The sequence below is a fragment of the Pseudomonas sp. B611 genome, from assembly GCF_055407965.1.
Map to the genome: position 1 here is coordinate 62,748 of NZ_JBUZST010000002.1, position 13,942 is coordinate 76,689.

At 60.6% G+C, this 13,942-nt stretch carries 15 protein-coding genes; 4 read left to right on the forward strand and 11 right to left on the reverse strand.

Annotated elements, in window-relative coordinates; all coding sequences use genetic code 11:
- Window positions 1-24: 24 nt before the first annotated feature.
- The 7 genes from ACZRMO_RS05345 to prlC all read right to left on the reverse strand — a co-directional run bounded on the left by ACZRMO_RS05345 (window position 25) and on the right by prlC (window position 8,497).
- On the reverse strand, window positions 25-756 hold the full coding sequence (locus ACZRMO_RS05345; protein WP_124527067.1) for a carbonic anhydrase: 732 nt from the start codon (window positions 754-756) through the stop codon (window positions 25-27).
- Between the two features lie 226 nt (window positions 757-982).
- Complete coding sequence (locus ACZRMO_RS05350; RefSeq protein ID WP_463972164.1) at window positions 983-2,041, reverse strand: PA0069 family radical SAM protein; 1,059 nt, start codon at window positions 2,039-2,041, stop codon at window positions 983-985.
- A gap of 81 nt (window positions 2,042-2,122) precedes the next feature.
- Window positions 2,123-3,370, reverse strand: coding sequence for a c-type cytochrome (locus tag ACZRMO_RS05355; protein ID WP_463972165.1), 1,248 nt, complete (start codon window positions 3,368-3,370; stop codon window positions 2,123-2,125).
- 12 nt (window positions 3,371-3,382) lie between these two features.
- Complete coding sequence (locus ACZRMO_RS05360) at window positions 3,383-5,167, reverse strand: GMC family oxidoreductase (RefSeq protein WP_463972166.1); 1,785 nt, start codon at window positions 5,165-5,167, stop codon at window positions 3,383-3,385.
- A 2-nt stretch (window positions 5,168-5,169) separates the two neighbouring features.
- Window positions 5,170-5,922: a gluconate 2-dehydrogenase subunit 3 family protein gene (locus tag ACZRMO_RS05365; protein ID WP_305432014.1), complete on the reverse strand. Its 753-nt coding sequence runs from the start codon at window positions 5,920-5,922 to the stop codon at window positions 5,170-5,172.
- A 251-nt stretch (window positions 5,923-6,173) separates the two neighbouring features.
- Entirely contained in the window at window positions 6,174-6,449 is a 276-nt protein-coding gene (locus tag ACZRMO_RS05370; RefSeq protein ID WP_017528719.1) for a YheV family putative zinc ribbon protein, read from the reverse strand.
- Window positions 6,446-8,497 (reverse strand): oligopeptidase A, encoded by a 2,052-nt coding sequence (prlC, locus tag ACZRMO_RS05375; RefSeq protein WP_463972167.1) that lies wholly within the window; start codon window positions 8,495-8,497, stop codon window positions 6,446-6,448. The genes ACZRMO_RS05370 and prlC overlap by 4 nt, the downstream gene beginning before the upstream one ends.
- 100 nt (window positions 8,498-8,597) lie before the next feature.
- Between prlC and ACZRMO_RS05380 the strand changes: the two genes are divergently transcribed.
- Both ACZRMO_RS05380 and ACZRMO_RS05385 read left to right on the forward strand, forming a co-directional pair.
- Window positions 8,598-9,140, forward strand: a complete 543-nt coding sequence (locus ACZRMO_RS05380) for a gamma carbonic anhydrase family protein (RefSeq protein ID WP_463972168.1) — start codon at window positions 8,598-8,600, stop codon at window positions 9,138-9,140.
- A complete protein-coding gene (locus tag ACZRMO_RS05385) occupies window positions 9,137-9,796 on the forward strand; it encodes an HAD family hydrolase (protein ID WP_207045623.1) in 660 nt (219 codons plus the stop codon). Before ACZRMO_RS05380 ends, ACZRMO_RS05385 begins: the two co-directional genes overlap by 4 nt.
- A gap of 86 nt (window positions 9,797-9,882) precedes the next feature.
- On the opposite strand, the gene ACZRMO_RS05390 is transcribed toward ACZRMO_RS05385, so the two are convergent.
- A complete protein-coding gene (locus tag ACZRMO_RS05390) occupies window positions 9,883-10,926 on the reverse strand; it encodes an aminopeptidase (RefSeq protein WP_463972169.1) in 1,044 nt (347 codons plus the stop codon).
- A gap of 101 nt (window positions 10,927-11,027) precedes the next feature.
- Here ACZRMO_RS05390 and ACZRMO_RS05395 point away from each other — a divergent pair, with 101 nt between their 5' ends.
- Window positions 11,028-11,450 (forward strand): PA0061/PA0062 family lipoprotein, encoded by a 423-nt coding sequence (locus ACZRMO_RS05395; RefSeq protein ID WP_124527057.1) that lies wholly within the window; start codon window positions 11,028-11,030, stop codon window positions 11,448-11,450.
- Here ACZRMO_RS05395 and ACZRMO_RS05400 read toward each other — a convergent pair whose 3' ends face one another.
- Together ACZRMO_RS05400 and ACZRMO_RS05405 are read right to left on the reverse strand one after the other, a co-directional pair.
- On the reverse strand, window positions 11,451-11,690 hold the full coding sequence (locus ACZRMO_RS05400) for a DUF1161 domain-containing protein (protein WP_017734725.1): 240 nt from the start codon (window positions 11,688-11,690) through the stop codon (window positions 11,451-11,453).
- A gap of 210 nt (window positions 11,691-11,900) precedes the next feature.
- Complete coding sequence (locus ACZRMO_RS05405; protein ID WP_463972170.1) at window positions 11,901-12,332, reverse strand: OsmC family protein; 432 nt, start codon at window positions 12,330-12,332, stop codon at window positions 11,901-11,903.
- Between the two features lie 219 nt (window positions 12,333-12,551).
- On the opposite strand from ACZRMO_RS05405, the gene ACZRMO_RS05410 reads away from it, so the two are divergent.
- Window positions 12,552-13,553 (forward strand): LLM class flavin-dependent oxidoreductase, encoded by a 1,002-nt coding sequence (locus ACZRMO_RS05410; RefSeq protein WP_124527055.1) that lies wholly within the window; start codon window positions 12,552-12,554, stop codon window positions 13,551-13,553.
- A 129-nt stretch (window positions 13,554-13,682) separates the two neighbouring features.
- Here the strand turns inward: ACZRMO_RS05410 and ACZRMO_RS05415 are convergent, their stop codons facing one another.
- Entirely contained in the window at window positions 13,683-13,907 is a 225-nt protein-coding gene (locus tag ACZRMO_RS05415; RefSeq protein WP_463972171.1) for a DUF1161 domain-containing protein, read from the reverse strand.
- Window positions 13,908-13,942: the final 35 nt, after the last annotated feature.

Below are 13,942 nucleotides of genomic sequence, written 5' to 3' on the forward strand. Positions count from 1 at the left end.
CGCATTACCCGGCAGGGAAGTGTTTTAGAAGCGCGCTTTAGGCGTCGCGCAAGGGATTGGCCCTTCGCCGTTCAAGGGTCTGAACGTGGACTGATCGGCATCGTAGGCGCGGATTTCGCTGGTCTCGATGTTGTAGATCCAGCCGTGGATAAACAAATGACCATTGGCCATGCGCGAAGCCACGGAAGGGTGGGTGCGCAAGTGTTGCAACTGGGCGATGACGTTTTCTTCGGTCAGCACCTTCATGCTTTCGCTTTCATTGGCGCAGTCGCAGTTGTCATGGACCATGGTCTTGGCGACCTCGGCGTGCCGCAGCCAGGCCTTTACCGTTGGCATTTTTTCCAGGCTGTCGGGGTTGAGCACCGCGCGCATCGCACCACAGTCGGAGTGCCCGCAGACAATGATGTGCTGTACGCCCAGGGCGAGCACCGCGTACTCGATGGCCGTGGAAACACCGCCGTTCATCTGACCGTAGGGCGGCACCACGTTACCGACGTTACGGGTCACGAACAGGTCGCCCGGCGAACTCTGGGTAATCAGCTCGGGGACGATGCGCGAATCGGCGCAGGTAATGAACATCGCCCGTGGGCTCTGGGCCGTGGCGAGTTTCTTGAAGAGTTCTTCCTGCTGGGGGAAGACGTCGTGATGGAAATGCAAAAAGCCGTCAACGATATGCTTTAGCGCTGCATCGGCGGTTTCCGCCACCTCAGGGGCTGAAGCCGACGCAGCCAACGGCTGTTTATCCTTATCACTCATGATTCATCCTCTTGGTTAATGCAGGGGAGTATTCAAGTGCGTTCGACGCCAGGCCAGTGCAATCGTTGCAAACGCCAAAAACCAGGCCGCCGACTCATCAGTCACTCGCTGGACAAGGTAGCCGTCGAAACTTAACTCAAACTGAATGAACCGCTCTAGAACGCGGGTTTCAGTGATATCAAAGTGAGACCATCCCTACAGAAAATGCGCACCCTTCCTCAACAGTCTACAACAACGCCATCTGCCTGCCTGGCGGACAGAACGCCGTGCAATCCAGATTAAACCCTTCCCGACGGTTGAGTCCCAGGCGTTTGATCGCCTTGTTGAAACGCTGGGCCAGCAAATCCGCAAAAGGCCCCTCGCCGCGCATGCGCACGCCGAACCGGCTGTCATACACCTCACCACCGCGTACCTGGCGCACTAGGCTCATCACATGGGCCGCGCGCTGCGGGTAATGCGCCGCCAGCCACTCCTCGAACAACGGCGCCACCTCCAGCGGCAGGCGCAGCATCATGTACGCCGCACTTTGCGCGCCGGCAGCATGGGCTTCGGTGAGCAGGCTTTCCAGTTCGCTGTCGTTGATCATCGGGATCATCGGCGAACACAACACGCCCACCGGGATACCCGCCTCGCGCATCACCCGAATCGCCCGCAACCGCGCCTTGGGCGCCGCCGTACGCGGTTCCAGGATGCGCTTGAGTTCGTCATCCAGGCTGGTGAGGCTGACCATCACGGCCACCAGCCGCTGGCGCGCCAACTCCGCGAGCAAATCGAGATCGCGCAGGATCAGCGAGCCCTTGGTGATGATGGTCACCGGGTGCCGGTAGCGCAGCAGCACCTCAAGGGTTTGCCGGGTGATGCGGTACTCGCGCTCGATGGGCTGATAAGGGTCGGTGTTGGACCCCAGGTTGATCGGCGCACACACATAACCCGGCTTCGATAGTTGCTGCTCCAGCACCTCGGCGGCGTTGCTCTTGGCGATCAATTTGGTCTCGAAATCCAGCCCCGGCGACATGTCCCAATAGGCATGGCTGGGCCGCGCATAACAGTAGATGCAGCCGTGCTCGCAGCCGCGATAGGGGTTGATCGAGCGATCAAACGGCAAGTCCGGGGAGTTGTTACGGGTGATGATGGTCTTGGCCGTTTCGATACGCACTTCGGTGCCCTGGGTCGGCGGCACTTCCTGATACCAGCCGTCGTCCTCGGCCACGCTGACGGTGGGCGCAAAGCGGTTATGCAGGTTGGTGGCCGTGCCCCGGCCACGGGGCGGCAGCGGAGTAGACATAAAAACGCCTCTATACTGTTTTTATATACAGTATCGAGGCGCGAGGTTTCTGACCAGTGCCGTTTGGCGGTCAGGGAAACATCAGTGCTTTTCGCGCAAGCTCGCCACGTCGCCGGCTTTCACCGGCGCGCCTTGGTTACCCCAGCTGCCACGGATAAAGCTGACGACATCCGCCACCTCCTGGTCCGACAGGCGCCAGGCGAACGCCGGCATGGTGAAGGTGGACGGTGCCGCGTGGGTAGCCGGCAAGGTGCCGCCATTCAACACAATGTTGATCAACGAGGTGGCGTCCGCCGTCTGCAACACCGGGTTGCCGGCCAGGGCCGGGAACACCCGCGTATAGCCATGGCCGTCGGTGCGGTGGCAAGCGGCGCAGTTGTCGATGTACACCGACGCGCCGCGCTGGCTGTCGTCGCCTTTCCACAGGGCCTCAGCGACCTGCTTGTCGTACTGGTGCGGCTGATCCTTGGGATCGACCGCCGGCAGGCTCTTGAGGTAACGGGCGATAGCCGTCAGGTCATTTTCCGACATGTACTGCATGCTGTGGACGACCACATCGCTCATGCCGCCAAACACCGCGCTACGGTCGCTGCGACCGGTCTTGAGGAATTGCACCAGTTGCTCCTCACTCCAGCTGCCGAGGCCATCCTTGTGGTCGCCGCGCAGGCTTTTGGCGATCCAGCCTTCCAGCGGCGCGCTGCCGGACAGGAACGCGCTGCCCTCGCTGGCACTCAAGGCTTTTTCCTGCATCGTCAGGGCCCGTGGCGTGTGGCAGGCGCCGCAGTGGCCGAGCCCCTCCACCAAGTACGCGCCACGGCTGATCACCGGATCGGCCTCGGCCACCTGTCGGTTCGCAACCTCAGGCGCAAACATCCAGCGCCACGCGGCCAACGGCCAGCGCATGCTCAACGGCCATGGAATATCACTGGCCTTGTTGTCCTGGGCCACCGGCTCCACACCCTTCATGAAGTACGCATACAACGCCTGCATATCGCTATCGCTGACGCGAGCGTAAGACGGGTAGGGCATGGCCGGGTAAAGGGTACTACCGCTCTTGGCGACGCCATGGCGCACGGCCTTGTCGAAGTCCTCGAAGCTGTAGTCGCCCAGGCCGCTCTTGTCCGGGGTGATGTTGGTGGAATAGATCACGCCAATCGGCGTTTCCATCGGCAAGCCGCCGGCGAACGGCTTGCCGCCCTTGGCGGTGTGGCAGGCCACGCAGTCACCGGCGCGGGCCAGGTATTCGCCCTGCTTGATCAGGTCGGTTTCGGCAGCGCTTACCGAGCAACTGCTGAACAGCGCCAGAGAGGCGATAACAAATGCTTTCATGGTCATCGCTCCTTATGCCTGAACCAGTGGGCCGGGGTTTTTCAGGTACTGCTCGCGGATCGCGCGGGCCGACCAATAGGTCAACGCTGCCACCAGGCCGGTAGGGTTGTAGCCCAAGCCTTGTGGGAAAGCGGACGCGCCGGGGACAAACACGTTGTGTACATCCCAGCATTGCAGGTAACGGTTCAACGCACTGGTCTTGGGATCGGTGCCCATGATCGCGCCACCGTTGAGGTGGGTGGTCTGGTACGACGCCGTGTTGAAGTGCTCACCGACCTTTTTGCCGAGCACGGCAATGGCCTTGGGGTTCATCGCCTCGGCGACCTTGCCCATTTTCTCGACCATGAAGCGGTTCATCTTGATGTCGTTTTCCTGCCAGTCGAATGTCATCCGCAGCAACGGCTGACCGTAGGCATCGCGATACACCGGGTCCAGATCCAGGTAGTTGCCCCGGTAGGATTGATGCGCACCGTGGGCATCCATCGATACCTGGTGGGTGTAGTAATCGGCAGTGGCGCGCTTCCACGCGCTGCCCCAAGTCGGGGTACCCGGCGGGTTGGACGTGCCGGCAATCGGTCGGCTGCCGGCCTGGTTGACCCACATCGGCGAGCCCCCCACAAAGCCATGGGGCCCGTGGTCGAAGTTGTCCGCGTTGAAGTCATCGATGGCCACGCCATTGCCGCCAGCACCGATGAAGTTGTTGGTGTGGGTGTCCTTGTCGAAGAACGCCTTGATGGTGGCCATGTTCTGGTAGGCAAAGTTGCGGCCCACCACGCCCTCATTGGTGATCGGGTCGTAAGGCTTGCCGATGCCCGACAGCAGCATCAAGCGCACGTTGTGGAACTGGAACGCGCCAAGAATCACCAGGTCCGCTGGTTGCTCGCATTCGCGGCCCTGGGCGTCGATGTAAGTCACGCCCGTGGCCTTGCTCTTGGTGCTGTCGAGGTTGACCTTGAGCACGTGGGAATTGGGCCGCAACTCGAAGTTCGGCACTTGGCGCAGCGCCGGCAAGATGTTCACGTTCGGCGACGCCTTGGAATACATGTAGCACACGTAACCGCTGCAAAAGCCGCAGAAGTTGCACGGGCCCATCTGCGCGCCATAGGGGTTGGTGTACGGCCCCGAGGTGTTCGCCGACGGCAAGTTGTAGGGTTTGTAACCGACCTCGGCAGCGGCTTTCTGAAACAGCTGTGCGGAGACGGTGTTTTTCTGCGATTCCAAGGGGAACGGGTTGGAGCGATCCGGCGCATACGGGTTGCCGCCACGGCCTTCACCGACCAACTGGCCTTTGACGGTCCAGGCCTGGCCGGAAGTGCCGAAGACCTTTTCGGCGTAGTCGAAAAACGGTTCCAGCTCTTCATAGCTGACGCCGAAGTCCTGGATGGTCATGTCCTTGGGAATGAAGTTTTTGCCGTAGCGCTCTTCGTAATGGCTGCGCATGCGCAGCTCGATCGGATCGACACGAAAGTGCACACCCGACCAGTGCAGGCCCGCACCACCGACGCCATTGCCCGGCAGGAACGCGCCCAACTGGCGGTTGGGCAGAGCGACGTCATTCACGCTGTGGCGAATGGTCACCGTCTCCTTGGAGATGTCCTGGAAGAGTTTTTTACGCACGCTGTAGGTCAGTTCGTCGATGACCTGGGGATAGTTGCCGTCCGGGTAAGTGTCCTGCATCGGGCCGCGCTCTAGCGCTACCACGTTGAGGCCGGCTTCCGTCAGCTCCTTGGCCATGATCGCGCCGGTCCAGCCGAAGCCGACAATCACCGCGTCCACTTTCTTCATGATGGTCGCCACGTTTATGCCCTCTCGCCGCGGATGGAAACTGCCGGGAAGGGGTATTGCTCGTTGCGTTCAACCCAGTCCATGAAATCGGCGCGGGCGCCGGGGAAGCCGATCATGGTCCAGCCGACCATGCCTTTGTTGCCACCGTGGATCGGGTCGCAGAAGAACCCTTCCTTGGTGTTTTGCAGCAGCAAGTTGAAGAAAATCTTCGGCGGCACCGCGTCGAAATGCGCGGCCACTTCACTGCCGCCAGCCTCCAGGCGACGCAACATATCGTCTCGGGTAGCGCTGTCTTGCGCAGCAAAAGCTTTACCGTTGAACGCTTTCGACCACGCGTCCGTCGCGGCGATACCCAGGCGATAGATGTCCTTGGGCACCAGTTTGCTCTGCCAGCCCATCTCGGGCGGCGCATCGGCGTTAAACGGACCTTGCATAAACCACAGGGCGCCACTGGCGTACGGGGTGTTCATCTGGCGGTCGATATATTCCGGTGCGCCGGCTTCCAGGGCGCCAGGGCCTTGGGCATCAGCAGGAATCAACTGCGCCACGGCGGCGTTGATAAACGCCCACTCTTCGGCCGTGAAGTAACTTGGCTCGTAGGCTTTTTCGCTGGCGGCAGGCTTGGCTGGAGCGGCCTGCGCCGGCTCGGGCGTGGCCATCAGCATCGAGCCGCCAAGGCCTGTACTGGCAACCGTGACCACCGGGATCAAGGTCAAGGATTTGCGCAAAAAGTCACGCCGGGGGTTGTCTTGATCTTGATCAGACATGGGTGCACCTCATCATGTGGTCACGGGTTTGCCAGCCGCTTCTGCAGAGCAACTTGGCAATCAAAGGTTACAAATGATAGCAGGCTAAGAATGAGGGGAATCAATTCAGCGACCTAAGTCGAATAAATGCGGGAAAAAAATGTGGGCGCGGGCTTACTCGCGAAAGCCATGGCTCAGTCGATTATCCCTGACTGACACACCACCGCTCTCGCGAGCAAGCCCGCGCCCACACATTGACCCTCGTAGGGCCTCTAGTCTTTTTTCAGCTTGGGATTGGGGAAAAACTGCACCGCCTGCACCTTCGGGTCAGCCGGCGCTTTCAACGCCGACGTATTGACCCGCGTGCCCAATTCCTTGGGCACTGACAGACCTTGGTCATTCAACGTGTCGGTATAACCGCAGGCCACACACTCACGGTGCGGCACGCTGTCTTCGGTCCACATCTTCAACTTGTCCGGCTCGCTGCACGCCGGGCAAACCGCCCCGGCGATAAATTGCTTTTTGGTGATCACAGGCCCTTCACTCATGCTGCCGCGTCCTCACTCAGGCCGCTGTGGCGCAAGAGTGCGTCAATCGACGGCGCCCGTCCGCGGAAATCGACGAACAACACCATCGGTTCCTGGGAACCGCCACGGGCCAGGATCGCCTCGCGGAAGGCGCGGCCGGTCTCGGCATTCAATACACCTTCTTCTTCAAACTTGGAGAAGGCATCGGCCGACAGCACTTCGGCCCACTTGTAGCTGTAGTACCCCGCCGCATAACCGCCGGCGAAAATGTGCGCAAAGCTGTTGGGGAAACGGTTGTAGGCCGGCGGACGCATCACCGAGACCTCATCGCGCACGCCTTCCAGCACCTGGGCCACGCTGCGGCCGTCGCCGTGGGTGGCGTGCAGTTCAAAGTCGAACAGCGAGAATTCCAACTGGCGCACCATCATCAGGCCGGACTGGAAGTTTTTCGCCGCGAGCATTTTTTCCAGCAGGTCCTGGGGCAGCGGCTCGCCGCTTTCATAGTGACCGGAGATCAGCGCCAGGCCTTCCGGCTCCCAGCACCAGTTCTCCATGAACTGGCTCGGCAACTCCACCGCATCCCACGCCACGCCGTTGATACCGGACACACCGGCATGTTCAACGCGGGTCAGCAGGTGGTGCAGGCCGTGGCCGAATTCGTGGAACAGCGTCGTCACTTCGTCGTGGGTCAGCAGCGCAGGCTTGCCGCTGTCGGCCGGGGTGAAGTTGCACACCAGGTTGGCCACCGGGCTTTGCAGTACACCATCAATGGTGCGACGGCGGTCGCGCGCACCGTCCATCCAGGCACCGCCACGCTTGTTGGCGCGGGCGTACAGATCAAAGAAGAAGCGGCCGACGTGCTGGCCGTTTTCCTTGATTTCAAACAGGCGCACATCCGGGTGCCAGGTGTCGAAGCCTTTCAGTTCGGCAATCTCGATGCCGTACAGGCGTTGCACGATGGCAAACAGGCCGCCGAGCACTTTGTCGATGGGGAAGTAGGCGCGCAGCGCTTCCTGGGACACGCTGTAGCGCTGCTCACGGAGTTTTTCGCCGTAGAAACCGCTGTCCCAGCTTTGCAGGTCGGCGCAGCCTTGTTCGGCGGCGTAAGCCTTGAGCTGTTGCAGGTCCTGGGCGGCAAACGGCTTGCTGCGCTTGGCCAGGTCGCGCAGGAAGCTCAGCACCTGGTCGCTGGACTCGGCCATCTTGGTGGCCAGGCTCAGTTCGGAGAAGGACGCATAGCCCAACAGCTTGGCCAGTTCCTGACGCAGGTCGAGGATCTGTTCCATCACTGGGCCGTTATCGTTCTGACCGGCATTCGGGCCTTGGTCCGACGCACGGGTGCAGTAGGCCGCGTAGACTTCTTCGCGCAGGGCCCGGTCGTGGGCGTAGGTCATTACCGCGTAGTAGCTCGGAAATTCCAGGGTGATCAGCCAGCCATCCAGATCTTTGGATTGGGCAGCGGCAGCCATCTGGGCCTTGGCCGACTCGGTCAGGCCAGCGAGGGTGGCTTCCTCGGTAACGTGCTTGGTCCAGGCCTGGGTCGCGTCCAGCAACTGGTTGGAGAACTTGCTGCCCAGCTCGGACAGTTTGCTCTGCACTTCGGCGTAGCGTTTTTGCTGCTCCAGCGGCAAGTCGATACCCGACAGGCGGAAGTCGCGCAGGGAGTGTTCCAGAATGGTTTTTTGCGCCACGTCGAAACCGGCGGCTTCCGGGCTGTTGGCCAGGGCTTCGAAGGCCTGGAACAGTTCACGGTTCTGGCCCATCTCGGTGGAATAGGCGCTCAACGCCGGCAGGCAGCTTTCATAGGCCTCACGCAATTCGGCACTGTTGCACACGGCGTTGAGGTGGCTGACCGGGCTCCAGGCGGCGCCCAGGCGGTCGTTCAGTTCGTCCATGGCCAGGACCAGGCCGGCCCACGTCGGATTTTTCCCCTGGCTTTGCAGGATGCCTTCGATGGCAACGCGGTTGTCAGCGAGGATCTGTTCGATGGCCGGCTGTACGTGCTCGGCACGGATCGCCGAGAACGGCGGCAGGTCGTAGGACTGCAAAAGCGGGTTGTTCGCGCTCACGGTGGGTACCTTGGCTGAAGACATGTAAGAACAAAGATGGGGCCATCTTAATTACAATCAACGCCCACCGCAGCTATCAGCAGAAGAGAGAGAGGCTATCGTGACCCTTCGCACCTATCAGAACCACACGCCAACCCTGGGCGCCGGGGCTTTTGTCGATATTTCGGCGGTGGTGATCGGCGATGTCGAAATCGGCACCGACAGCTCCGTCTGGCCGCTGACCGTGATTCGCGGCGACATGCACCGCATCCGCATCGGCGCACGCACCAGCGTGCAGGATGGCTGCGTGCTGCATATCACCCATGCCGGGCCGTTCAACCCGGACGGTTTCCCGCTGCTGATCGGCGACGACGTGACCATCGCCCACAAGGTCATGCTGCATGGTTGCAGCGTAGGCAGCCGAGTGTTGATCGGCATGGGCAGCATCGTCATGGACGGCGCGGTGGTGGAAGATGACGTGATCATCGGCGCCGGCAGCCTGGTGCCGCCGGGCAAGAAACTCGACAGCGGCTTCTTGTACGTGGGCAGCCCGGTTAAACCGATCCGCCCACTGACTGACAAGGAACGCGCGTTTTTCACCTACAGCGCGGCGAACTACGTGAAACTCAAAGACCTGCACCTGGCTGAAGGATTCGATCAATGACCCTGCATTACCCCACCGTCCTCTTCGACCTGGATGGCACCCTTACCGATCCGCGTGAAGGCATCACCCGCTCGATCCAGTACGCCCTGGCCAAACTCGGCATCGACGAGCCGGACCTGACCAAGCTCGAACACTTTATCGGCCCGCCGTTGCTGCAAGCGTTCATGCAGTTCTACGGCTTCGACGAAGCCAAGGCGTGGGAAGCGGTGAATTTCTACCGCGAGCGCTTCAAGGTCACCGGGCTGTATGAAAACCGCGTGTTCGACGGCGTGCTACCGCTGCTGGAAGAGTTGAACAGCCAAGGTCGCCAACTGTATGTCGCCACCTCCAAGCCGTGGGAATTTGCCCGTGAGATCGCCAGGCATTTCGACTTTGCCAAGCACTTCAAGGTGATCTACGGCAGCGAGCTGGACGGTACGCGTACCAACAAGGTCGAGTTGATTGCCCATCTGATGCGCGAAGAGGGCCTGGACCCGGCAACCACCTTGATGATTGGTGACCGCAAACACGACCTGATCGGCGCCCGCAGCAATGGCCTGGATTCGGCGGCGGTAGGGTATGGGTTTGGCAGCTTTGAAGAGCTGAATGCCGAGGCACCGACTTGGCACTTTGAGACGTTGGCCGAGATGCATCAGGCGTTTTTGCGGCAGCCTTGAAACCGCCATCGCGGGCAAGCCCGCTCCCACATTTTGGATTTGTGAATACCTTCAAATGTGGGAGCTGGCTTGCCTGCGATGAGGCCCTAAAGCCCCCCCACCTCCAACTGCCTCAACGCCGCCTTGCGCTGCACCACCGGCAAGCCACCCATCCTCTCCACCGCCGCATAAAACCTCAGCCAATCCCCACCTTCCTGCCGAAACAACGCCGCAAACGCCGGCACCCACTGGTCATACAGCCCAAACGGCAACAACCGCGCGTTGTTCATTGGCTGGTTGATCCAGGCGTCATAACGCTTGTCGCCCGCCCACTGGCTATCACGCATCTGCCGATAATCGCTGCGCAGGCGCTCGAATTCTGCCGCTTTGGCCGCGCGCATCGCATCGGCCGCCAAAGGTTGGGCATAGACCTTTTCCAGGCGCTGACGGGTATCGAGGATCAGCTGGATAAACTGATCACGCTGCTTGGAAGTCGACACGCTGGCCGGCGCCAGCCCACGCGCGGCACGCCATTGCCGCGTGCCTTCCTGCTCGACGAAATTGGCAAATGATTCGTTGAACTCGGTGTCGTCCTTCACATAAAACCGCTGGTGCGCCAGCTCATGGAAAATCAGCGTGGCCAAGCGCTCATCCCCCCAGTTCATCATCGAGTTGAGGATCGGGTCGTTGAACCAACCCAAGGTGGAGTAGGCCTCGACGCCGCCAATCGACACGTCCATGCCCCGTAGGCGCAACAATGCCGCCTCACCCCGCGCCGCGCCCTGGTTGTAGTAGCCGCGATAGGCCACGCAACCGGCGATCGGGAAGCAGTGGGTTTCAGGCAAGAGCGAAAATTCTGTGGTGGCAAACACATTCCAGACGACATAGGGCCGGCCAATGTCGGCGTACAGCCGGTAACTCTGGTTGTCAGGCAAGTGCAGGTGCTCACTGGCAAAGGTGCGCGCCTTCTGTGATTGCGCCAGATGCTCACGCAGCAGCGGCGGCCGCGCGGGGTCGGCAATGACCTGGGTAACCGGCTCGCGAGCCCGCAACAATTGCCATTGGCCGCTGGCCAACTGCCCGTAATAACTGATGCTTGAGCAGCCGCTGAGCAGCACAAGCATCACCCCTGGGAAAAAACGCCTGACCATGCACCGATTGCTCCTGGGACTTTTCCACGCCATGTGGTGTTTATACTCAAGGGGCGCCTGCTGCGTCAGGCCCACTTCTTTTCTTCCATTGAGTACATGCCATGCGCCAGCTGTTGCTTGCCATCACCGTCCTGTTTCTCAGCGCATGCGCTTTGACGCCGTTGCCAGCGGTGGATCCGCAGCAAGCCTGGGTCGATTTTGCCACCCCGACCCCCAACGCCAAACTGGTGATGGCCCAGCGTCTGGACGGCAAGAACCTCGACGACGGTCGATTCTTCCAGATCCCGCCCGGCAGCCACGAGTTGATGGTGCGCTTTGATTTCGAAGTGCCAACGGGCAGCGGCTTCGGCGGGCTGGGGCAGACCACCGAACGCACCTGCTTCATGACGCTGCAATACGACAACTTCCAGGCGGGCCAACGCTATGTACTGGAAGGCCGTTCGCTGGCCTTCACACCGAATATCCGGCTCTACAACGCGGCGCGTCAGTTGCTGGCAGAAGAGCGCAGCGTCAACTGCATCTGATCAGTCGTTGTTCTTCTGGTAGATGATGGCCTTGGTGCCGTTCTCACAGCTGCCGACGACCATGGCTACGTCGTGCTTGTCGGCTTCTTCCTTGCTGACGATTTCCAGGGTGTAGGACGGAACCGCGTTCGCCTGGATCTTGACCTCGATCTCCTTACGCAGCTCTTCACAATCTTTGGGCGCGGCCACGGCCGAGGTGGCCAATACGCCGCAGATGATCGCCAAGGCAAAACGTTTCATGTGTGTAGCTCCCTGAATGCACTGCGCACGGGTGTGCGCCTAGGCTGCAATGGCTATTCGACCATAGTTTGCACACGCAGGTTCTGATTTAACGCAAAACCAAATGTGGGAGCGGGCTTGCTCGCGAATGCGGTGCATCAGAAACACATTCAGTGCCTGACACTCCGCTTTCGTGAGCAAGCCCGCTCCCACATTTTTTGATCTGCGGTGTTAGTTAACCAGCGTCGCATCCAGGCTGATTTTCGCATTCAGCACCTTGGACACCGGGCACCCTTCCTTGGCCTTTGTGCTCAGTTCTTCGAACTGTGCCTGGCTCGCGCCGGGGATCTTGGCCTTGAGGATCAAGTGCACCGCGGTGATCGCAAAGCCGCCATCGACCTGGTCCAGCGTTACTTCAGCCTGGGTGTCGATGCTGTCAGCCTTGAGTCCGGCATCGCCGAGAATCATGGAAAAGGCCATGGAGAAACAACCGGCATGCGCCGCCCCGATCAATTCCTCAGGGTTGGTGCCCTTGCCACCTTCGAAACGTGCCTTGAAGCCGTAGGGCGCTTCGCGCAGCACGCCGGTTTCCGTGGAAATGGAACCCAGGCCCGTCTTCAGATCACCTTCCCAATGCGCGGATGCTTTTTTCACGATACTCATAGCCTTCTCCTCAAGCTGTGGTTTTGCGTAGGTAAGAGTTCTGAGGATAGTCGGACTGGCAAAGTTCATACTGTCGGAAAAACCCAGCTACATAGTAGGAAATTTCCGACATGGCTATTGAATCTCGGGTATATGCCCTCATTGCATAGACCATGCACATGAAGCGGCAGGTTTTGATTCGTCTAAACAGCCTGCGCGCCCCTTTGGAGAAGCAGGCTTATGAAATCGCTGTCCGACGTGAAGTTCTCGACCCTCGACCTGGTGCCCGTACGCGCCAACGGCAGTCCGGCGCAGTCGTTGCGCAATTCCCTGGACCTGGCCCAGCACGTGGAAAAGTTCGGCTACAACCGTTTCTGGGTGGCTGAACACCACAACATGGATGGTATCGCCAGCTCGGCCACCTCGGTGTTGCTCGGCTACCTGGCCGGTGGCACCTCGACGATTCGCGTGGGTTCCGGCGGCGTGATGCTGCCCAACCATGCACCGTTGGTGATCGCCGAGCAGTTCGGTACCCTCGAAAGCCTCTACCCCGGGCGTATCGACCTGGGCCTGGGCCGCGCGCCCGGCTCCGACCAGATGACCGCCCGTGCCCTGCGTCGTGAGCGCTCCGGCAGCGCCGACGATTTCCCCGAAGACGTCGCCGAGCTGATGGCCTACCTCGGCCCACGCACTCCGGACCAACGCATCATCGCCGTACCCGGCACCGGTACCAACGTCCCGGTGTGGCTGCTGGGCTCCAGCCTGTTCAGCGCGCAATTGGCCGGTGAGCGTGGCTTGCCCTACGCCTTCGCCTCCCATTTCGCACCGCGCTTGATGCACGAGGCGATTCGCGTCTACCGCAATCACTTCAAGCCTTCAGCGGTACTGGACAAGCCCTACGTGATGCTAGGTATTCCCTTGGTCGCAGCCGACACCGATGAGCAGGCTGACTACCTGGCCACTTCGGTGTACCAACGCATCCTCGCGCTGATGCGCGGGCAAAGCCTGGTGCAACGCCCACCGGTGAAGAGCATGGAAGGCCTGTGGCTGCCCCATGAAAAAGATGCGGTGGGCAGCTTCCTTGGCCTGGCGATGGTCGGCAGCCCGGCAAAAATCCGCGCCAAGCTGGAAGTGCTGGTGGAACAAACCGGCGCCGATGAACTGATCTTTACCTGCGACCTGTACGAACATGCTGACCGGATTCATTCCTACGAGCTGCTGGCGCAGCTGATGAAAGGATAAAAAGAAGCAACTGTGGCGAGGGAGCTTGCTCCCGCTCCCGCTGGGCTGCGTAGCGGCCCCAAAATCTTGGGAGCGCTACGCACTCCAGCGGGAGCAAGCTCCCTCGCCACAGGTTTTCGCAACACGTCATTAACCGCGCTTGTAGACGATTTCCTTGGAGCCGGCTTCGCACGAGCCAACCACTTTGGCGTCGCCCGCAGCACCTTTGTCCACGACATCCAGGGAATAGTGCGCAACGCCCTTGGCATCCAGTTTCGCTGCAATCTCGCTTTTCAGCTCGTCACAAGGCTTGCCGGCCGCCAGGGCAGTGCCCGCAATGCTCAACAAACCTACCGCTAACACGAACTTCTTCATCCGTAACTTCCTTGCGCTGATCGAAAAGAGCGTGC